This is a genomic window from Brucella oryzae (assembly GCF_041929965.1).
Lineage (GTDB): Bacteria > Pseudomonadota > Alphaproteobacteria > Rhizobiales > Rhizobiaceae > Brucella > Brucella oryzae.
On the sequence record NZ_JBHEEO010000009.1, the window covers coordinates 202,561 to 222,662 of the forward strand.

The window sequence follows — 20,102 nt, forward strand, 5'->3', positions numbered from 1 at the left end:
CCCGATCATCAGCGAATGATCGCGGTCAAATATGACAATGCACAGAAAATATCGGAGTTTTGTGTGGAAACTATCGGCGTTCAGGGCGTCTACGCCCGTTGGCTCTCCAGCCAGTCTGCAAGCGAGCGACGATTTGCGGCGCGCCCGCGCATTGGTTCAGCCATGCACATGGAGTTGAGCACGGCTTCCTGCGTGGACTCAACCACTGCGCGAAATAATATATCGATACGGTTTTCGTTCAATATGGCGATCTCCAGCACGTCACGCGCTTCGTCATGGTCGAACGTTACCGCCGTTGAAAAGCCGACGGCAATGTCGCCGCTGCCATGTCCCCAGAATGCACCAAGCCGTGCCAGTCCTGCACCACAGCGTCGGGTCACGCGCTTGAGCTGCCGATGTTCCATCGGAACGTCGGTTGCCAGCACCAGAATAACCGAACCTTTTTCGGGCTGATCGTCTGCTTTCGGCGAAGGCCTGCGTCCATCGGGAAGAACGAGATCGCCGGCACGACCGAAATTGGTCAACGCCAGAACGCCAAGATGATGGATTTTGCCATCAAGTTCGAACCGGCGTGAAGACGTACCGATGCCGCCTTTGAAGCCGAAACAGCTCATCCCTGTTCCTGCACCGACATTACCTTCGCCGACATCCGTTCCGGCAATCTTCAAGGCTTCACGCGCGTCGGCTTCGGTAACAGCCATTGCCTGAATATCGTTGAGCGGACCATCATTGCATTCCAGAACGACAGGATTGACGGTGGCGGTGGTGCGCCCGATATCGGGATTGGCCGCGATAGCTTCGCGGATCAGTGCATTGGCACAGGTTCCGACGCCAAATGTATTGGTGAGCAGGATCGGCGTTTCCAGTGTGCCCAGTTCCTTGATCTGCACGAGGCCGGTGCTTTTGCCGAAACCGTTGATAACATCGCAGGCGGCCAGCACCTTGCGGCGGTACAGATTACCGTCATGCGGAATAATCGCCGTTACACCGGTATTGATGTCGCCGTCGCGCAAAGTGCGGTGGCCGACGCGCACGCCCGGCACATCGGTGATGGCGTTTTGTTCGCCCGGCTGCATGATGCCGCAGATGATGCCGTAGTCGCGTGCCTTGCCTGTCATGGTCACTGTTCTGTCAGAAGGGGAAAGGTCGCCACAGCTTGACCGAGCCCGATATGCTTCTTGATGGAACCTGCCCTTGCAGAAGGCAGGCTTTGCTCGTGCTTATGAATATCTTCTCTTGCGCGATTGGCAACAGGCCACCGGGTTAAAGTACCCGTTCCGCCCCCGTGCGTGCCATATCCATATAAATCTCCTGCAAACGGCGCGTTATCGGGCCAGGCTTACCATCGGATACGCTATGATCCTCAATGCCGATGATCGGCGTCACGAAGCTTGATGCACTCGTGAGAAATGCTTCCTTGGCGGCCTTCGCCTCATCGACCGTGAACAGGCGTTCCTCGATGCGAAGGTTCTGTTCTTCCGCGATCTTGATGACAGCGCGGCGTGTGCAGCCGGGCAGGATGGCGTGTGAGTTCGGCCGCGTTACCAGCACATTGTCATTGGTGATGATGAATGCCGTCGATGAACCGCCCTCGGTGACGAAGCCGTCTTCGACCAGCCAGACTTCATGATAGCCCTTGCTCTTTGCCTGCTTCTTCGCCAGCACCTGCGCCAGAAGCATGACGGTCTTGATGTCACGGCGCGCCCAGCGCGTATCGGGTGCGACATCCACACGCACGCCGTTCTGGATCGATGGCGAATTGGTGAGGTTCTTGGCCTGCGTGAACATGACGAAATTCGGCTTGACGTCGTCGGCATAAACGAAATCGCGTTCAGCTTCGCCGCGCGTCACCTGCATATAGACGACGCCTTCGCGCAGTTCATTGCGCTTCATCAGCTCGATCTGTGCCGCGCGAATGGCGTCCAGCGAAGCAGGCAAAGGAATTCCGATCTCCTTGACGGAACGCTCCAGACGGGCAAGGTGAAGCTCGTTATCGACAAGACGGCCATCGATGACAGCACTGACTTCGTAAATCCCGTCACCAAAAAGAAAACCGCGATCGAACACCGACACTTTCGCTTCGTTTTCTGCGACGAAAGCGCCGTTCAAATAAATTACCCTGGCCAAAACACGTCCTCGGACATCAATGTGATTGATTGTGCGCATCCAGAAAAGCATGAAGCGGCTTTCGGAACAGATGCGCGTTTAACAGTTTTGCCGGACGGTATGGAAAAAGCTTGGGAGCGGCCAATGCTATGTTTTGCAATCACTATGCAGAAATTGCATAAGGGGTGAGGGAGTAGGGGAATAGGTGAGTAAGGGAGTATGTGGGGTCGCGAATTGCCTCTGATGCCCTACTCACCTATTCCCTTATTCCCCTACTCCCCTAGAGAAGGCCCCGACCCAATGGAACTGAAATGGCTGGAAGACTTCATCGCGCTGGCGGCAACGTCCAGTTTCTCACGCGCGGCAGATGCCCGTCATGTGACACAATCCGCATTTTCCCGCCGCATCAAGCAGCTTGAACTCTGGCTGGGGGCCACGCTCGTCAACCGCGCAACTTTTCCTGCGGAGCTTACCCGCGAGGGACGAACCTTCCTGCCGGTCGCGCAGGATACCGTTCGGCAGTTCTACAATACGCGCAAGGCGCTGCAGCCAAGCCGCGAGGTGCAAAACCCCGTTCTCACATTTTCGGCCCTGCACACGCTGACGGTGACATTCTTTCCGCACTGGCTGAAACAGATCGATGACGATGTCGGCGGCATCCGCTCCCTGCTCAGTCCGGATCGCGGCGGCTTCGAGGATAACATTGCGACGCTGACGGAAGGCGAGGTACACTTCTTCCTGACCTATGCACATAATTCCGTGCCGATCCTGATCGACCGCACGCAGTTTCCGTATATCGTGCTCGGTACCGAACGGCTGATGCCGGTCTCGCGCCCATCACAAACAGGCCCAATCCTCGATCACGCGGTCACCAGCGGCGAGCCGCTGCCATATCTGAGCTATGGAGACTTTTCCTTCTTCGGCGCTGCCCTGTCGCAGAAATTTGCATCCGGCACTGCGTTCAAGCGTAACGTGGTTCACGAAAACACCATGTCGATCGGCCTCAAGGCCATGGCGCTCGCAGGCTGGGGCATGGCCTGGCTGCCCGAAAGTCTCATCTACGATGAACTGCAACGCGGCGAACTTGTCCCTGCCTCAACTGATCCATATTGGGATTTCAAGGTCGATATCCGCATTTACCGTCATGTTGCAACGCTTCCAGGCCATGCCGAGAGCTTCTGGGAATATTTGCAGGCAAAAGATCGGGCAATTTCCGAAAAGGACGATTGACAGCGGTACGTCGTCGGCGCTGTAACAGCAACTGCATATATTCAGCCGGCAGCAGGGGATTACGTCGCGGCATGAACGTTACCATCGAACAAACGCTCGATCAGGCGGGTACGGGCGCATTCCAACGTGGTCTTCTGGGGGTGTTCGGTCTTGTCTGGGCCGCCGATGCCATGCAGGTGCTTGCCGTCGGCTTCACCGGTGCGACCATTGCAAAGACTTTCGGACTGACCGTTCCACAGGCATTGCAGACAGGCACGCTTTTCTTCCTCGGCATGCTGATCGGCGCAGCCGTTTTCGGGCGGCTTGCCGATAAATATGGCCGCCGCCGTGTGCTTCTCATCACTGTCGCCTGCGATGCGGTCTTCGGACTGCTTTCGGCCTTTGCGCCCAGTTTCGGCATTTTGCTCTTCCTGCGCTTCATGACGGGTGTGGCAGTCGGCGGAACATTACCGGTCGACTATGCGATGATGGCCGAATTCCTCCCCGCCAAAAATCGCGGCCGCTGGCTTGTCATGCTGGAGGGGTTCTGGGCAGTCGGCACAGTCATCATCGCCCTTGCCGCCTGGGCCACCAGCCTTGCAGGCGTCGAGGATGCGTGGCGCTATATCTTCATCGTCACCGCAGCACCGGCTCTTATCGGCATCTGGCTGCGCCTCTGGGTGCCGGAATCCCCGATGCATCTCTTGAAGTCGGGACGCTCGGAAGAAGCAAAATCAGTGATGAACCGCGTGCTTCGCCGCAATGGCAAGCCGGAACTGCCGCCGAAGGCCCGGCTTGAAGCGCCCCTAATGGTGACGGGCGAAAAGCTTCTTTCGCCAAATCTTCGCCAGCGCACGCTGACGACGCTGGCAATCTGGTTTCTCGTTTCGGTATCCTATTACGGCATTTTCACCTGGATACCGGCGAAGCTCGCTGGCGACGGTTTCGGCTTCGTCCGCGGCTACGGCTTCCTTGTCGTGGTTGCGCTGGCCCAATTGCCCGGCTACGCGCTCGCGGCCTATGGAGTGGAGGCGTGGGGACGCAAGAAAACGCTGATCGCCTTCCTGTTCATCAGCGCCGCCGCCTGTGCCCTCTTTACTGTCGCCAACAGTTCGGCGGTTGTCGGTGCATCCATTCTCATCATGAGCTTTGCCCTGCTTGGCACATGGGGCGCGCTCTACGCTTTCACGCCGGAGCTTTATCCGACGGGATTGCGCGCAAGCGGAATGGGAGCGGCGGGTGCCATGGCTCGCCTTGGCGGCTTGCTTGCGCCATCCGCGCTGGCGCTCATCATCAGCCAGAGCTTCTATGTTGCAGTGGCATTGTTTGCCGGGCTTCTGGCGCTGGCCGGAATCATCGCCTTCTTCATCGATGTCGAGACAAGGCAGAAGGCTTTGGATTGAGCAATCATGCCCGGAAATCAACTCGATTTTCGGGCTTTTTTCAGCGATTTATGCGGTATTGCTTATCCATTGCTTTCGGTAGGTGGCATAGGCTTCGTTGCCCGGCCTGAAAATGCGGCCGTGTTTTTCCGGAACTGTTGCACCTGCGAGCAATCCGGCACCGAACGAAGTGCCCGTCGATCCTGATACAGCTTCGACCTCACGTCCTGCAAAATTCGACAGCGCTTCAAGATAGACCGGATTTCCGGCAAACGGCCCTTCGACGATAATCGGTCCATCGGCACCCAGCAGGTGGAGGCAGGTTTCCGTCATCAGCGCCGCATAGACACAGGCGGCAACATAGCGCTCATCATCGCTGGCCATATCTGCATTGACCCAGCGAAGGTTTGAATTCGGATAGGGACCACAACCGGGCACCGCTGAAGGTAGCGCCATAATGTGCTGCGCCAGAACTTTTGCAACGATACCGGACTGGTCAATGACCGGGGGAACGCTCAGTCCTTCGCTCATCATATCGAATTCACGCCCGCCCATGTAACGGGCGGATGGAACGGCACGTCCATAGGCATCGACATTGGCAAGCGTATCGCGTTGTGAGTCCAGCCCGTCGAGATTGCCGCCAACGGCAAAACTCACCACCCATGTTCCGGTCGAAACGACCGAAAACGAGCCTTCCCGATCCATCAGATGTGCCAGCAGCGATGCATTGGAATCATGAATGCCGCAATGAACCGGTAAGGCTTTACTGAGGCCGATTTCCTCTGCGATTTCAGGAAGCACATTGCCGAGCGCATCGAAGGCGGAGCGAAGCGGCGGGAATTTTTTGCGAATATCCAGCCGGTCAACGAGGGGCGAGAAGGCGGCGTCCTTCGGCAGCCAAAGATCGGTGTGGCAGCCAAGCGACGTCACTTCCGATGCGGCAATGCCGGTCAGGCGCCAGGCCCAATATTGCGGATAGGTAAATATGAAATGCGTGCGCGCAAAATCGGCAGGAAAGACCGTCTTCAGATAGTGAAGCTGCGCACCGAGATTGAGGCCGAGCGACAGCGGCGGCGAAAACGTATCGCGAAAATCCGGCTTTATGGCCGCATAGGCGGCACGGATTTCGGCTGGATATTCAAGTTCATAGTCGAGAACCGGCATGGCCAGCGTGCCGTCTTCAGCGACAAGGGCGGCCGACGCGCCATGCGTGGTGATGGAAATGGCATCGAAACCCGGCTCCCGCGCAAATTCCGCGAGACTTGTCAGAAAGAAACGCCACAGCGCCTCAATGTCATAATGGGGGTAGGGGCCGTCGCGAAGCACCGTGTTCGGCATGCGGCGCGCGGCAATTTCCTCGCCGCCTGCCGCGTCGAGCACCACGACCTTGGCATTGGTCTTGCCGATATCGAGAATGGCAATGCGCTTCATGACATGTGAAACACTGGCTTGAGATCGACAGAAACCGGCGAATTATCGGGGTTCGTCGCCATGATGTCGGCCATATGCGCCCACCATTTCTTCATGACGGGATGGTCGGGCAGGGCCGCCATGCCGTGACCGGCGCTGCGCGTCAGCACGCCGAATAGACTGTTGGTCTCTTCATCGAGATAGATCGCGTAATCCGACACGCCCGCCGCGTGCAGAAGGTCCACCAGTTCGGGCCATATCTCATCATGACGGCGGCGATATTCCGCCTCCATGCCCGGATTAAGTTTCATGCGAAATGCGTAGCGTTCACTGGTCATGCCGCGCGCCTCCCCTTGAACTGTCTGATCAGGATCGGCAGTGAAATGGTGATAATCAGCAGGAGGCCGATGAAGATCGACATGACGATGCCCGGCACATTGAGAAGGCCAAGCCCGAACGTCACGAGACCCATCACGAAAGCGGCAATCACCACGCCGACGATTGTGCCCGAGCCGCCGAGGATCGACACGCCGCCCAGCACGACCATGGTGACGATTTCAAGTTCCCAGCCTTGCGCGATGGATGGGCGCGTGGAGCCAAGACGCGAGGTCAGGCAGACGGCGGCGATGCCGCTCATCACGCCGGTCAACAGGAAGAGGACGAATTTGGTTTTCTCGACCGGAATGCCGGAAAAGCGCGCCGCGAACTCATTATTGCCGATGGCATAGACGCGGCGTCCGAAGCTGGTCCAATGCAACAGCACGCCGAACAACACGGCGAACAGAACGAACAGCGCAAACTCAAACGAGATCACCCAGAACACATAGCCCTGTCCGAAATAGGCGAAGCTTTCCGGATAGCCGCCAAATGCCTGATCGCCAAGAACGATATAGGAAATACCGCGGAAAAGGCTCATCGTGCCGATGGTCACGACAATGGATGGCAGTTTCAGCCCGGCCACCAGTCCACCATTGATTGCGCCGCAGACAAGGCCTGTGCCGATGCCGATGCAGACCAGACCCGGCGTGCCGACGCCAGCCTGCGCAGCCGCACCCATCGCGGTCGAGGAAAGCGCAATGATGGCGGCGACCGAGAGGTCGATTTCACCGGAAATGATCAGAAGCGTCATCGCAAAAGCGATCAAAGCCTTTTCGGTGAAATTAAACGTGGCATCCGACAGGTTCCACGCATTGAGGAAGTAGGGCGAAGCGAAGGAATTGGCGATGAAGATCGCAATCGCGACGCCAAGCAGCAGCATTTCCCAACTTGCGAAGATGCGCGAAAAAGGCGTTCCGAGGCGGTCGGGAATATGACGGCGCTGTTCATCATTCATGCCGCAACCTCCTCATAAGTCTTCGCAGCCTTGTCGCGCAGGATGATGCGTCCGCGCCGCTTTTCCTGTCGCGCATTGAAGATGACGGCAAGAATAATCACTGAACCGGAAATCGCCATTTGCCAGAAGGGTGATATGTCGATGACCGGCAGAGCGTTTTTGATGACGCCAAGAAACAGCGCGCCCAGAACCGCACCGGCCACCGTGCCGATTCCGCCAAGTATCGAAATGCCGCCGATGACGCAGGCCGCAACACTGTCGAGTTCGAACCCGGCGGCCACATCCACATAGGCGACGGCATAGCGCGACACCCAGAGATAACCGCAAAGTCCGGCCAGCGCGCCCGAAAGCACAAAGGCGAAGAAGCGCGTGCGGCCAACATCAATGCCGGTATAGACGGCGGCGGTCGGATTGCCGCCGGAGGCATAAAGGGCACGGCCGAAGAATGTCCGTGTCAAGAGCACATAGACGAGCGCCACGATCAGGATCGCCGTCCAGCCAAGGAGCGGCAGGCCGAGAAAAGGCGTGCGCGGCGTGTTGAGGAAGGGCGCTGTCATCTGATGTGCATTCACCCATGCGCCACCGGAGAGTACGAAGGCCATGCCGCGATAGATGGTGAGCGTGCCGAGCGTGACGACAATCGCCGGAATGTTGAGCTTCCAGACCAGAATACCGTTGATTGCGCCCAGAACCGCACCGATGCCGATGGCAAGCACGATCAGCAGCACCAGAGGCAGGCCCGGATAGGTCGCGTTGAGCATCGCCACAGCCATGCCGGTAAAGGCGAGATTGGCGGCGACCGACAGGTCGATGGATTTGGTCAGGATCACCGCCATCTGTCCGAGCGCGATGATGATCAGGATGGACGTGTCGTTGAAGATGCCCGCCAGATTGCCGACGCTGGCAAAGCCCGGCGCGCGGCTGGCGAACAGGCCCACCAGAAGCGCGATGATGACGAGGAGCAGGAGTTCCCGCTGCTTGAGCAATTGTTTCATCGTCTACTCCGTGTTTCCGGTAGCGGCGCGCACCAGCACTTCCGCATCGAGGCTTGCGCGTTCGAAGACGCCTTCCATGAGGCCCTCGCGCATGACCATCACACGGTCCGACATGCCGATGATTTCCGGCAGTTCCGATGAGATCATGATGATGCTCAGCCCCTCGGCGGCGAGTTCGCTGATGAAGGCGTGAACCGCAGCCTTGGAGCCGATATCGATGCCCTTGGTCGGTTCGTCGAGAATGATGACCTTCGGATTGGTGGCGAGCCACTTGCCGATGACGACTTTCTGCTGATTGCCGCCGGATAGCGTCCCGACCGGGACGGAGAGGGCGGCGGCGCGTAGGTCGAAGCGCTCGGCATATTTGCGCGCCAGCGCCAGTTCTTCCGCCATGCGCAGAAAACCATTGCGCGAGGTGCGGGCGAGAGACGGCAGTGACACATTCTGGAAGATCGGCAGTTGCAGCACGGCGCCATGGCGTCCGCGCTCTTCCGGCACATAGACGATGCCGTGCGCCACCGCGTCGCCAGGGCGACGAATGTTGATCTCGCGATCTTCAAGCGTCACGCGGCCACGGGATGGCTTGGTGATGCCGAACAGCGATTGTGCGAATTCCGAACGTCCAGCGCCGACAAGGCCGTAAACGCCGAGTATTTCCCCTTTGCGCAGCTCAAAGGAAATGTCGCGAAACTCGGTCGGGTGCGAATAGTTCTCGACCTTCAGCACGGGCTTGCCGATGGCCACATCCTGCTTGGGGAAAGCCTGATCGACGGATCGTCCGACCATCATGCGCACGATGTCGTTTTGCCGCGTATCGGCAAGCGTGCCGTGGCCGACGGCGTGCCCGTCGCGGAAAACCGCATAATTATCGGCAATTTCATAGACTTCATCGAATTTGTGGCTGATAAACAGGATGGCTTTGCCCTGTGCTTTCAGGCGCGCCACGATGCGGAACAGGTCGTCCACTTCCTTGCGCGACAGGGCTGCGGTCGGCTCGTCCATGATGACGATGCGCGAATCCACCGACAGCGCGCGGGCAATGGCGACCAGATGGCGCTGGGCGATGGAAAGTTCCTTCAGCTTGATGCGGGCATCGACCGTCGTTTCCAGCGAGGAAAGTAGCGCCTGCGAACGGGCATAGACGGCCTTCCAGTTGACGAAGCCCAATCTCGTGCGCGGCGCATGGCCGAGATAGATGTTTTCACCCACCGACAATTCGTCGAAGAGCACGGTTTCCTGATGAATGGCCGTGACGCCGTGATCGGTCGCATTCTGTGCGGTCGCCAGATGAACCGGCTTGCCGTCGATCAGGATTTCGCCTTCATCGGGCTGGTAAATGCCGGTGAGGATTTTCACGAGCGTGGACTTGCCCGCGCCATTCTCGCCGATCAGTGCTGTCACCTTGCCGGGATAGAGCGCGATATTGACATCATCGAGCGCACGCACACCGGGAAATGTCTTGGCAATGCCGCGCATTTCCAGAATGGGCTGATCCGTAGTGGCAAGCCTCGGCTCTCCGCCTGATTGAAAGGCTGCATTCATCGCAGATACCTGAAATCAATTCTGGGAAACGGGAGGCGACATGCGTTCAGCGAATGTCGCCTCTTTTCATGAATACGCACCTTTTCGGGATGCGCTTTTCCGATCAGAAGACCTTGGAGAACTCGTCGATATTCGACGCGTCATAGACGAAAGGATCGCTCATTGCGGCTTCGCCGTTTTCGCCAATCTTGATCTTGCCCATGCGTCCGGCTTCGATTTCCGAGCCCGGCTTGCCATCGGCATCACCCTTGACGAGGTGATAGGCAATCTGGGTTGCCGAATAGCCAAGATCGATCGGGTTCCAGATGGCGAATTCCTTGGTCGCGCCGGACTTGATAGCGCCAGCCATTTCAGACGGCAGGCCGAGGCCCGTCACATAGACATCGCCGATCTTGCCTGCATCCTTCACGGCCTGCGAAGCGGCCAGAACGCCCACGGTGGTCGGCGCCACGATGACCTTCACATTCGGGTTCGACTTCAGGAGGCCCTGTGCTTCACGGTAGCTTTTGTCGGCCAGATCGTCACCATAGACGGTCGTCACCAGATTGAGGCCGGGGAAGTCCTTGAGCTGCTTCTTCATCTCACCGATCCAGATATTCTGGTTGGTCGAGGTGGTGGTGGCAGACAGGATCGCGAAATCGCCCTTGCCGTCCGGCAGGTGATCAGCCGCCAGTTTCAGGCACATCTTGCCGATCAGTTCATTGGACGACGGGTTCAGGTGTACGATACGGCCGGCCGGGGCAACGCCTGAATCCCACGAAATCACCTTGATGCCGCGCTGGGCAGCTTTCTTCAGGGCAGGGACGACCGCATCCGGGTCATTAGCGGAAATGGCGATGGCATCCACGCCTTGTGCGATCAGGGAATTGATGACTTCGATCTGGCCTTCGGCGGTGGTGGTGGTCGGGCCGGTATAGATGACCTCGACGCCGCCCAACTCCTTGGCAGCTTCCTGCGCGCCCTTGTTGGCGGCTTCAAAGAAGCCGTTGCCGAGCGACTTCGCGACGAGCGCGATCTTCATGTCGGCTGCCTGTGCCTGACTTGCCATGAAGGCGACAGCCAGCGCTGTACCGAGTGCGAGTTTCTTGAAAAGCTTCATGTCTCATTCCTCCCAGTATAAAGACATATTTTGACAATGATCCCGGCATTGGCCGGGATGATCATAGAGCTGGCTCAGGCGACCTCGGCGGAATCCCCCTGTTCGCCACCCTTGCCGGCATTTGCGGAAACCTGCGCTACAATCAGCCGGATACCCGCATTTTCCACCATCCGCCGCGCCTCATCGGAGATGCCGTCATCGGTGATCAGCGTGCTGACACGGTCGAGCGGGCAAAGGATGAGGCTGGAACGGCGGGTGAATTTCGATGAATCGACCATCAGGACGAGCTCGTCCGCCTGGCCCATCAATTTCTGTTCGCTCTGGATGATCAGCGCGTCGGATTCCATCACGCCGAGCGGGCTGACACCCTGACAGCCCATGAACATGCGCCGACCGTAAAAATTACGGATGACGTCATTGTCGAAAGGCGAAAGGATCAGGCTCTGGTCGCGATAGATCGCGCCGCCGGGCACGATCACCGTGCTTTTCGACTGGCGCAGAAGATGTTCGGCAATGGCAAACGAATTAGTCAGCACCTGAAGGCGGCGCGGAGCAAGATAATGCACCATCTGGAAAGTCGTGGACCCGCCATTGATGATGATGCTGTCGCCTTCATCGCAAAGCGCCACAGCTTCGCGGGCGATGGCGCGCTTGCGATCACCGTTTTCGGATTCCGAAACCTTGAACGGACGCCCGGCCAGACTGCCGAACTGCGGCGGGTGGATAGCTTCAGCGCCACCCCGCACGCGCTTGATGCGGCCCTGCATATGCAGTGATGCGATATCGCGCCGAAGGGTCGCTTCCGACGCCTCCGTCAACTCCACCAGATCCTGAATGGTGATCACCGGCTTTTCCTGAACAGCGCTCAGGATGATGCGGTGGCGCTCTCTTTCGTGCATGGCTCCTCCTGTTCCCATCTATTCTCATATTGCTGCCGCATGTCAATCATAAACAATCATTAATTCGCATATATGTGAAATATTTGATCGGTTATGATTGTTTATGATTGACAGTATTTCGTTTCATGCGTCATATCTGCAGCCAGCATGATCGCTCGCGCATGGGAAGGATATGCGTGTCGCGATTGGCCATAATCTGGCATAACTGACTTGGGAGGATGACATGGTGGTCAGCAATCGGCTGCTCGATAATCGCTGGGACGACGCCAAGGCGGCAACGCTGGATGAGCCGGGAAAGCTGCTTTACCGCTCCAATCTGCTCGGGTCAGACAAGCGCATCACCAATTACGGCGGCGGCAACACCTCTGCGAAGGTGGAGGAAATCGATCCGCTGACCGGCGAAAAGGTTCAGGTTCTCTGGGTCAAGGGTTCGGGCGGCGATGTCGGCACCATCAAGCTTGATGGTTTTGCCACGCTTTATCAGCACAAGCTCGATGCGCTGAAGGGCATCTATAAGGGCGTTGAGGATGAGGACCGCATGGTCGGCTTCCTGCCGCACTGCACCTTCAACCTCAATCCGCGCGCCGCATCCATCGATACGCCGCTGCACGGTTTCGTCGCTTTCAGCCATGTCGATCACATGCATCCCGACGCAATCATCGCGATTGCCGCTTCCAAAAATTCCCGCGAACTGACAGCCGAGATTTTCGGTGACGAAATCGGCTGGCTGCCATGGCGTCGTCCGGGCTTCCAGCTCGGTCTCGACCTTGAAGTCTTCGTGAAGTCAAATCCTAACGCTAAGGGTGTTGTCCTTGAAAGTCATGGGCTTTTCACCTGGGCCAATGATGCGAAAACTTGTTACGAAACCACGCTCGCCATCATCAACAAGGCCATTGAATGGCTGGACCGGAAGACGGCAGGCAAACCCGCTTTTGGCGGTGCTGTCGCGCAGAGCCTCCCAGTTTCCGAGCGTCGGGCCATTGCCGCGCGGCTGATGCCGGAAATTCGCGGGCTAATCGGTAAGGAAGAGCGCAAGCTCGGCCATTTCGACGATCAGGATGCGGTGCTGGAATTCGTGAACTCCAAGGAACTGCGTCCGCTGGCCGCTTTGGGCACGTCCTGCCCGGATCATTTCCTGCGCACCAAAATCCGCCCGCTGGTGGTCGATTTCGATCCGGCCAAGCCGGATGTGGACGCTATCGTTGCCGGGCTTGAGGATGCGCTGGAAGCCTATCGCGCCGATTACAAGCGCTATTATGAGGCTTGCAAGCACGACAATTCGCCGAAGATGCGCGATCCCAATCCGGTGATTTTTCTGATCCCCGGCGTCGGCATGTTGTCTTTTGCCCGCGACAAGGCGACGGCGCGCATCGCTGGCGAATTCTATGTCAACGCGATCAACGTCATGCGCGGCGCATCCGCTGTGTCCGAATATCAGGGCCTGCCTGAACAGGAAGCCTTCGACATTGAATATTGGCTGCTTGAAGAAGCCAAATTGCAACGCATGCCAAAGTCGAAGAGCCTCGCGGGGCGCATCGCGCTTATCACCGGCGGCGCTGGCGGCATCGGTTATGCCACCGCCGAGCGGCTGGCGGGCGAGGGCGCTTGCGTGGTTCTGGCGGATATTGACGCAGAATCGCTCAAATCCGCTCACGCCAATCTGTCAAAGCGTTTTGGCGCCGATCAGGTCCGCAGCGTCGCGCTGAACGTGACCGATGAAAAGGGCGTCGCAAACGCTTTTGTCGAAGCCAGCGTCGAGCTGGGCGGCATCGACATTCTGGTCTCCAATGCAGGCATCGCGTCATCGGCTCCGGTCGAAGCGACCGAATTGTCGATGTGGAACCGCAATATCGACATTCTGGCGACCGGCTATTTCCTCGTGTCGCGGGAGGCGTTCCGTCTGTTCCGCCGCCAGAAGATCGGCGGCAATGTGGTGTTCGTCGCTTCCAAGAACGGTCTGGCTGCGTCGCCCAATGCGTCCGCTTATTGCACGGCCAAGGCTGCGGAAATCCATCTGGCGCGTTGTTTGGCGCTGGAAGGTGCAGATGCCGGTATCCGCGTCAATGTGGTCAACCCGGACGCGGTGTTGCGCGGCTCCAAGATATGGGATGGTGAGTGGCGCGAGCAGCGCGCGGCATCGTCCAAGATCGATGTTTCCGAGCTTGAGGAACATTATCGCAAGCGGTCGCTGCTGAAGCTCAACGTCCTGCCGGAAGATATCGCCGAGGCGATCTATTTCCTCGCCAGCGACGCTTCGGCAAAATCCACCGGCAACATTATCAATGTCGATGCCGGGAACCAGCAGAGTTTTCCGCGCTGATATTATAATCTGGAATGTTCTGGGAGGAACCATGTCCGATCAACGTATTTCGGCTGATTTTATAGCCGAACATAATTCCGGTTTCGAAAATGCGCTGAAAAGCGATTATCAGGCGCTGGGCGAACAGCTTTTGCGCCGGGGCATCGAGATCGACAAGATTACCAACAAGGTCGCAAGCTATTTCGTTGCCGTGCCTTCATGGGGTACGGGCACAGGCGGCACCCGTTTCGGGCGCTTTCCGGGCGGCGGCGAGCCGCGCGGCATTTTCGACAAGCTGGACGATTGCGCCGTCATCAACGAGCTTTCGCGCGCAACGCCGAATGTTTCGCTGCATATTCCGTGGGATAAGGCAGATCCAAAGAAGCTTAAAGCCCATGCGCAAGCACTTGGACTTGGTTTCGACGCCATGAATTCCAATACCTTTGCCGATGCAGCCGATCAGAAGCTTTCCTACAAATTCGGTTCGCTCACCCATGTCGATCCGGCAGTGCGGGCGCAGGCCGTCGAGCACAATATCGAATGTATCGAGATCGGAAAAGCCATAGGTTCCAAAGCCTTGACCGTATGGCTGAGCGACGGTTCCAACTTTCCGGGCCAACAGAATTTCACCCGCGCCTTCGAGCGCTATCTGGCTTCGATGGGCGAAATTTATAAAGCGCTGCCCGATGACTGGCGGCTGTTCTCCGAACACAAAATGTATGAACCGGCCTTCTATTCGACGGTGGTTCAGGATTGGGGCACAAACTATCTGATCGCCTCGACGCTTGGCCCGAAGGCGCAATGTCTGGTCGATCTTGGTCATCATGCACCAAATACGAATATCGAAATGATCGTCGCGCGACTGATCCAGTTCGGCAAGCTCGGCGGATTCCATTTCAACGACAGCAAATATGGTGATGACGATCTCGACGCAGGGTCTATCGATCCCTATCGATTGTTCCTTGTTTTCAATGAGTTGGTGGACGCTGAATATCGCGGCGTGGCAGACTTCCACCCCGCGCATATGATCGATCAATCGCATAATGTGACCGATCCGCTGGAAAGCCTGATCTCATCCGCCAACGAAATCCGCCGTGCCTATGCGCAGGCGCTGCTGGTGGATCGAGAGGCACTGGAGACCTACCAGCAGGAAAACGATGCGTTGATGGCATCCGATACGCTGAAACGCGCTTATCGAACCGATGTCGAACCGATCCTTGCGGAAGCACGCCGCCGCACCGGCGGGGCCATCGAACCGATTGCTGCCTACAGAGCCAGCGGCTACCGCGACAAGGTTGCGAAGGAGCGTCCGGAGAGCAAAAGCGATGGCGGGGCGTTCAACTAAAATTCCGCTTGCCACAAAATTGCCGCAAAAAGAACGGTCGTTCGCCACAATTAAAAGGCGGTTTCTGTAGATTCTCCGTTCCGAAAATCGCGTTTGGTGACTGTCAGCGCGATTTTCGGAACGTTAAATTAAGGCGAAATTGCCCCAGTTTTTCATGTTCGCCTCGCTTCAGGGCGAGTATGCCATGATAGAAGAGACGAGATGGTCCACCCCACACAACCACGTCACCATGATGCAGGATATATTTCGCAATCGGGTCGGTTCGCTTCAATCCACCGAACTGGAAAGTCGCGGGCAGGCCGAGCGACACCGAAACGATAGGATTGCTGAAATCCTGTTCATCCTTGTCCTGATGCAATGAAAGTTTCGCACCCGGTTCATAGCGATTGATGAGACAGGCATCCGGCACAAAATCGGGATAACCGGCTTCGCTGGCAGCACTTTGGGCAAGCGCGCGAAAAGTATCCGGCATCGCTGGCCAGGACAGGCCGGTTTCTGGATCGTCGGTACTGTAACGATAACCGGTCCGGTCGGTGACCCAGCCGAACTCACCGCAGTTCGTCATCGCAACTGACATGCGATACCCGCCGGGTGTCGTCATGTGCCGAAAAGGCGCGACAGCGGAAACATCGGCCACGGCCTGGAGTACAGCATCTTCGCTCGGAAGCGCAGAGCCGCGCAGAAGCATGGCTCCAGGCGCCAGAATTTCACGCGGCTCAAGCTGGTCGAAAAGGTCTCTCATGCAGCCTTTCTAGCACGAGTTCTGAAGACTGCCTCCCGAAACCTGCTTTCAAACTCAAGCCAGCTCCGCACCGGTCAAAACCTGAACCGAATCACGCCGGATAGCCGCGTTTTTCCGGCGCGTCGGAAGATCGTCTCGTGAGCCCCGCATCACTAGATACGCATCGTTAGGAGAGAAGTTCTAAGGCTAAAATCCAATTTTGTATATATATGTATAGACAACTTATAAAAAAGATGGTCCTATGCCATGGAGACCGCAAAAAATTGCTAAAGCATTCGCTCCGAAACAGTTAGAAGTTCCGGCAATGTTATTGCTTTAAGCTGGGTCCGCAGGGGAACATGATGACGGTTTTATCGCTTTTCGACCTTAGCGGATGCAAAGCGCTGGTGACCGGTGCCAGCCGGGGACTGGGACAGGCTATTGCCGAAGCACTCGCCTCGGCTGGTGCCGACGTTGCCATTACAGCGCGCAAGCCCGACGACCTCTCCGAAACGGCATCCCGTATCGCCGGCCTAGGCCGCACCTGTGTGCCCCTTTCGCTCGATGTGCGTGATGTGGCTGCCTGCGGAGCCGCTGTTGCACAAGCAGCAGAAGCTCTCGGCGGTCTCGATATTCTCGTCAACAATGCAGGTTATGAAGAAATCCGTCCCTCGCTTGATGTGGACGAAGCGCTCTGGGACCGCATCGTGGCGACCAATCTCAAAGGCGCATTCTTCTGCGCACAGGCTGCTGCCCGCCACATGACCGAGAGCGGGAAGGGTGGAGCGATCATCAATCTATGTTCGCTGACCTCCTATGTCGGTGTGCCGACCGCCGCTCCCTACGGCTCTTCCAAATCCGGCCTGATGGGCATGACCCATGCCCTGGCGACGGAATGGGCGCCCTCCGACATCCGCGTCAACGGCATTGCACCGGGCTATTTCCGCACCGCCATGACCGATGTGTTTTACGAGAATGACGACTGGCAGAAGGCGATGCTGGCCAAAATTCCACAAGGGCGTTTCGGCGCGATGGAAGATGTAGCGGGCGCGGTGGTGTTTCTGGCAAGCGCCGCATCGTCCTATGTCACGGGGCAGGTAATCCCGATTGACGGAGGCTATCTCGCTTCGATCTGATTTTCCTGAAGTGGAATATCAGCAAGTCGCGAAATAGGACTGAAATAACATCATAAAGCACCTTCCGGTGCTTTGACTGAAATGGGAAACAGCGATGAATACAACCGAAACCGGAACTGGCCGTAAAGTCTCCAACGGACCGGCTGCCGTATCGGTCAACAGTGTCAGCATGATCTATAACGGCTTCCATGCCGTGCGTGCGGCATCCTTCGATCTCGCCAAGGGCCGTTTTCTGACCATTCTCGGGCCGTCCGGTTCCGGCAAGACGACGCTTCTTCGCCTCATCGCCGGTTTCCAGAAACCCAGCATCGGCGAAATATTCATCAATGGCGAAGCTGTCAGCGCCGTGCCGCCGCACAAGCGCTCCATCGGCATGGTTTTTCAGAAACTCGCGCTTTTCCCGCATATGACGGCTGCTGAAAACGTTGCCTTTCCGTTGAAAATGCGCCGCTTCGATGCGCGTTCTATTCCTGAGCGGGTGGAACGCTATCTCGACCTCGTTCGCCTCAACGGCCTCGGCGGGCGGCGTGTGCACGAGCTTTCCGGTGGCCAGCAGCAGCGCGTCGCCATTGCGCGCGCCCTCGTTTTTGAACCGGACCTGCTTCTGCTCGATGAACCTCTGGCGGCACTCGACCGCAAGCTGCGCGAGGAAATGCAGCTTGAATTCCGACGTATCCAGCGGGAACTTGGCGTCACGACGATCAACGTCACCCACGACCAGCGCGAGGCGCTCGTCGTATCCGACGAGATTATCGTCATGGATGGCGGTGAAATCCAGCAGATGGCTGAGCCATCCGAAACCTATCGCAACCCGTCCAATGCCTTTGTGGCGAACTTCATCGGCGTCACCAATTTCATTTCCGGCAAGGCATCTTCGCTCGACGGCAATCTCGTGCGGGTCGATGCGGGAGCGGCTCTGGTTGGCATGACAGGCGAGGGGCGCGGACCGGTTGGCGTCGGCGCAAATGTCTCCTGTGCAATCCGTGCCGAGCAGATCCGTATCGGCGGCAGCGCCGCAGCGCATGCAGAACTCGATACCGTGCTTGAAGGCATCGTTATCGATGCGATCTTCGAGGGCGAACGCATCGTCTATGAATTACGAGTTCCTGCCTTGGGAGACGTGTTGATGCGCGTCTTCGACCACGACCCTATCGGCCATAGCCAGTTTGCAGAAGGCGAGACCGTGCATCTTGGCTGGAACGCCCGCGATCTCATCGTCTTTGCCACATGAATTGAAACGTTACGGGGAAACTCCAGAGGAGAAACAAAATGAGCAGTCTGAAAAAACCTTTTCTGATACTCGACCGCCGTCGCTTCCTGCAGAGCGCAGGTGCTTTTGCCGCTGCAGCCGGTACGACATCGCTCGGCCTCTCTCGCGCATTTGCTGAAGAACCGGCAAAGCCGAAGGAACTGATCGTGCGCGCCTGGGGCGGCAGCTGGGTGGATGCGCTGAAAGCTGGCGTGTCCGATCCGTTTACCGCCAAGACCGGCATTTCCATCCGTCACGACCTGACGGAAGACAACGAAATCCAGCCGAAGCTCTGGGCTGCGGTCGCGCAAAAGCGTGTTCCGCCGATCCACGTCAACTGGGATACGACCACCAATGCGACCAAATCGGCATTGCGCGGCGTGACGGAGGACCTTTCGGACCTGTCCAACCTCAAGGACACCACCGATCTTGCCAAGCCGGTTGGCCTTGACGGCTATCCAATCGTCAACACCTACGGTTATGTCTATGTGCTGGCCTATCGTCCGGAAGCCTTCCCTGATGGCCCGCCGAAGTCATGGCACGCTCTGCTCGATCCGAAGTTCAAGGGACGCATCGCGCTTTATAACGATGGCATCGGCTTCCACTTCCCGGCGCAGGTTGCCGGTGGCGGCAAGCTGGAAGACATTCCGGGCAATATGCAGCCCGCATGGGATTTCATCGCCAAGGTGAAGCAGCAGCAGCCGCTTCTCGGCGAAGACCCGGATTTCACCACCTGGTTCCAGAAGGGCGAAATCGATCTGGCCTGCACCATTTCCACCAATGCGCGCGAAGCCCAGAAGAACGGCGTCAAGATCGACTGGACCGTTCCGGAAGAGGGCGCGAAGTTCGACACAGACGGCCTTTGGATTCCAAAGGGCCTGCCGGAAAACGAGCTTTATTGGGCCAAGGAATATATCAACTTCGCCCTCACCAAGGATGCGCAGCAGGTCTGGCTCGACGGTCTTGGCCTGCCGGGCGTCGTGCCCGGCCTGACCCCGCCTGCCGATCTGGTGAACGATCCGGCCTATCCGACCAAGGATGAGGATTTCAAACACCTTATCCGCATTTCGGCAAAGGTGCAGGTGGAAAACGAGAGCGAATGGTTCTCGAAGTTCAAGGCCATCATGCAGGGGTGATCCGGCTCCACAAACAGAAGGGTCGCCCGATAGGGCGATCCCCATGCCCGATATCTTAATACGCAGGAATTGAAACATGCGAGCGGCACGCACTGCCTATCCGGTTGTCTGGCGCATCATGGACGCGCTTGAAGCAATCGCAGCCTTTTTGTGGCCCGCGCGGTTCAACCGCGCCGTGCCCTATCTGATGCTGCTGCCGGCCATCGTGCTGGTGGGGCTGCTGGTGCTGGGCCTGATCCAG

At 57.7% G+C, this 20,102-nt stretch carries 17 protein-coding genes; 7 read left to right on the forward strand and 10 right to left on the reverse strand.

Translation table 11 applies throughout. The features are described 5' to 3' along the window. Window positions 1-89: 89 nt before the first annotated feature. Together JNC70_RS12385 and JNC70_RS12390 are read right to left on the reverse strand one after the other, a co-directional pair. The gene (locus JNC70_RS12385; RefSeq protein ID WP_104754547.1) at window positions 90-1,118 is read right to left on the reverse strand and encodes a DmpA family aminopeptidase; all 1,029 of its coding nucleotides are present in this window, start codon (window positions 1,116-1,118) and stop codon (window positions 90-92) included. A gap of 145 nt (window positions 1,119-1,263) precedes the next feature. Further along, window positions 1,264-2,127, reverse strand: coding sequence for a D-amino-acid transaminase (locus JNC70_RS12390; protein WP_104754607.1), 864 nt, complete (start codon window positions 2,125-2,127; stop codon window positions 1,264-1,266). 279 nt (window positions 2,128-2,406) lie between these two features. Between JNC70_RS12390 and JNC70_RS12395 the strand changes: the two genes are divergently transcribed. Next, on the forward strand, window positions 2,407-3,336 hold the full coding sequence (locus tag JNC70_RS12395) for a LysR family transcriptional regulator (RefSeq protein WP_104754548.1): 930 nt from the start codon (window positions 2,407-2,409) through the stop codon (window positions 3,334-3,336). A gap of 71 nt (window positions 3,337-3,407) precedes the next feature. Beyond that, window positions 3,408-4,718: an MFS transporter gene (locus JNC70_RS12400; protein ID WP_104754549.1), complete on the forward strand. Its 1,311-nt coding sequence runs from the start codon at window positions 3,408-3,410 to the stop codon at window positions 4,716-4,718. Window positions 4,719-4,766: 48 nt separating this feature from the next. Here the strand turns inward: JNC70_RS12400 and JNC70_RS12405 are convergent, their stop codons facing one another. The 7 genes from JNC70_RS12405 to JNC70_RS12435 all read right to left on the reverse strand — a co-directional run bounded on the left by JNC70_RS12405 (window position 4,767) and on the right by JNC70_RS12435 (window position 11,975). After that, entirely contained in the window at window positions 4,767-6,128 is a 1,362-nt protein-coding gene (locus tag JNC70_RS12405; protein ID WP_104754550.1) for an FGGY-family carbohydrate kinase, read from the reverse strand. After that, entirely contained in the window at window positions 6,125-6,445 is a 321-nt protein-coding gene (gene rhaM / locus JNC70_RS12410; protein ID WP_104754551.1) for an L-rhamnose mutarotase, read from the reverse strand. The genes JNC70_RS12405 and rhaM overlap by 4 nt, the downstream gene beginning before the upstream one ends. Then, entirely contained in the window at window positions 6,442-7,440 is a 999-nt protein-coding gene (locus JNC70_RS12415) for an ABC transporter permease (protein ID WP_104754552.1), read from the reverse strand. The genes rhaM and JNC70_RS12415 overlap by 4 nt, the downstream gene beginning before the upstream one ends. After that, on the reverse strand, window positions 7,437-8,435 hold the full coding sequence (locus JNC70_RS12420; RefSeq protein ID WP_104754553.1) for an ABC transporter permease: 999 nt from the start codon (window positions 8,433-8,435) through the stop codon (window positions 7,437-7,439). The genes JNC70_RS12415 and JNC70_RS12420 overlap by 4 nt, the downstream gene beginning before the upstream one ends. Window positions 8,436-8,438: 3 nt before the next feature. Next, window positions 8,439-9,977 carry a sugar ABC transporter ATP-binding protein gene (locus tag JNC70_RS12425; RefSeq protein WP_104754554.1) on the reverse strand — a complete coding sequence of 513 codons (1,539 nt, stop codon included), beginning with the start codon at window positions 9,975-9,977 and terminating at the stop codon, window positions 8,439-8,441. A gap of 103 nt (window positions 9,978-10,080) precedes the next feature. Continuing rightward, complete coding sequence (gene rhaS, locus JNC70_RS12430; RefSeq protein WP_104754555.1) at window positions 10,081-11,076, reverse strand: rhamnose ABC transporter substrate-binding protein; 996 nt, start codon at window positions 11,074-11,076, stop codon at window positions 10,081-10,083. A 74-nt stretch (window positions 11,077-11,150) separates the two neighbouring features. Next, window positions 11,151-11,975 carry a DeoR/GlpR family DNA-binding transcription regulator gene (locus tag JNC70_RS12435; RefSeq protein ID WP_104754556.1) on the reverse strand — a complete coding sequence of 275 codons (825 nt, stop codon included), beginning with the start codon at window positions 11,973-11,975 and terminating at the stop codon, window positions 11,151-11,153. Between the two features lie 223 nt (window positions 11,976-12,198). Between JNC70_RS12435 and JNC70_RS12440 the strand changes: the two genes are divergently transcribed. Beyond that, window positions 12,199-14,295, forward strand: a complete 2,097-nt coding sequence (locus JNC70_RS12440; protein ID WP_104754557.1) for a bifunctional rhamnulose-1-phosphate aldolase/short-chain dehydrogenase — start codon at window positions 12,199-12,201, stop codon at window positions 14,293-14,295. 31 nt (window positions 14,296-14,326) lie between these two features. Continuing rightward, a complete protein-coding gene (gene rhaI, locus JNC70_RS12445) occupies window positions 14,327-15,619 on the forward strand; it encodes an L-rhamnose catabolism isomerase (RefSeq protein ID WP_104754558.1) in 1,293 nt (430 codons plus the stop codon). A 103-nt stretch (window positions 15,620-15,722) separates the two neighbouring features. Here the strand turns inward: rhaI and alkB are convergent, their stop codons facing one another. Continuing rightward, window positions 15,723-16,361 (reverse strand): DNA oxidative demethylase AlkB, encoded by a 639-nt coding sequence (gene alkB / locus JNC70_RS12450; protein ID WP_104754559.1) that lies wholly within the window; start codon window positions 16,359-16,361, stop codon window positions 15,723-15,725. A 341-nt stretch (window positions 16,362-16,702) separates the two neighbouring features. Between alkB and JNC70_RS12455 the strand changes: the two genes are divergently transcribed. The 3 genes from JNC70_RS12455 to JNC70_RS12465 all read left to right on the forward strand — a co-directional run bounded on the left by JNC70_RS12455 (window position 16,703) and on the right by JNC70_RS12465 (window position 19,861). Next, window positions 16,703-17,476 (forward strand): SDR family NAD(P)-dependent oxidoreductase, encoded by a 774-nt coding sequence (locus tag JNC70_RS12455; protein ID WP_104754560.1) that lies wholly within the window; start codon window positions 16,703-16,705, stop codon window positions 17,474-17,476. 94 nt (window positions 17,477-17,570) lie between these two features. Continuing rightward, complete coding sequence (locus tag JNC70_RS12460; protein WP_104754561.1) at window positions 17,571-18,707, forward strand: ABC transporter ATP-binding protein; 1,137 nt, start codon at window positions 17,571-17,573, stop codon at window positions 18,705-18,707. Window positions 18,708-18,745: 38 nt separating this feature from the next. Next, the gene (locus JNC70_RS12465; protein WP_104754562.1) at window positions 18,746-19,861 is read left to right on the forward strand and encodes an ABC transporter substrate-binding protein; all 1,116 of its coding nucleotides are present in this window, start codon (window positions 18,746-18,748) and stop codon (window positions 19,859-19,861) included. Window positions 19,862-20,102: the final 241 nt, after the last annotated feature.

Excerpts from the sequence above, each read along its gene's own strand:
- JNC70_RS12385 (WP_104754547.1), bottom strand. The coding sequence starts at position 1,118 with ATGACAGGCAAGGCACGCGACTACGGCATCATCTGCGGCATCATGCAG.
- JNC70_RS12395 (WP_104754548.1), top strand. The coding sequence starts at position 2,407 with ATGGAACTGAAATGGCTGGAAGACTTCATCGCGCTGGCGGCAACGTCC.
- JNC70_RS12400 (WP_104754549.1), top strand. The coding sequence starts at position 3,408 with ATGAACGTTACCATCGAACAAACGCTCGATCAGGCGGGTACGGGCGCA.
- JNC70_RS12405 (WP_104754550.1), bottom strand. The coding sequence starts at position 6,128 with ATGAAGCGCATTGCCATTCTCGATATCGGCAAGACCAATGCCAAGGTC.
- rhaM (WP_104754551.1), bottom strand. The coding sequence starts at position 6,445 with ATGACCAGTGAACGCTACGCATTTCGCATGAAACTTAATCCGGGCATG.
- JNC70_RS12415 (WP_104754552.1), bottom strand. The coding sequence starts at position 7,440 with ATGAATGATGAACAGCGCCGTCATATTCCCGACCGCCTCGGAACGCCT.
- JNC70_RS12420 (WP_104754553.1), bottom strand. The coding sequence starts at position 8,435 with ATGAAACAATTGCTCAAGCAGCGGGAACTCCTGCTCCTCGTCATCATC.
- JNC70_RS12425 (WP_104754554.1), bottom strand. The coding sequence starts at position 9,977 with ATGAATGCAGCCTTTCAATCAGGCGGAGAGCCGAGGCTTGCCACTACG.
- rhaS (WP_104754555.1), bottom strand. The coding sequence starts at position 11,076 with ATGAAGCTTTTCAAGAAACTCGCACTCGGTACAGCGCTGGCTGTCGCC.
- JNC70_RS12435 (WP_104754556.1), bottom strand. The coding sequence starts at position 11,975 with ATGCACGAAAGAGAGCGCCACCGCATCATCCTGAGCGCTGTTCAGGAA.
- JNC70_RS12440 (WP_104754557.1), top strand. The coding sequence starts at position 12,199 with ATGGTGGTCAGCAATCGGCTGCTCGATAATCGCTGGGACGACGCCAAG.
- rhaI (WP_104754558.1), top strand. The coding sequence starts at position 14,327 with ATGTCCGATCAACGTATTTCGGCTGATTTTATAGCCGAACATAATTCC.
- alkB (WP_104754559.1), bottom strand. The coding sequence starts at position 16,361 with ATGAGAGACCTTTTCGACCAGCTTGAGCCGCGTGAAATTCTGGCGCCT.
- JNC70_RS12455 (WP_104754560.1), top strand. The coding sequence starts at position 16,703 with ATGACGGTTTTATCGCTTTTCGACCTTAGCGGATGCAAAGCGCTGGTG.
- JNC70_RS12460 (WP_104754561.1), top strand. The coding sequence starts at position 17,571 with ATGAATACAACCGAAACCGGAACTGGCCGTAAAGTCTCCAACGGACCG.
- JNC70_RS12465 (WP_104754562.1), top strand. The coding sequence starts at position 18,746 with ATGAGCAGTCTGAAAAAACCTTTTCTGATACTCGACCGCCGTCGCTTC.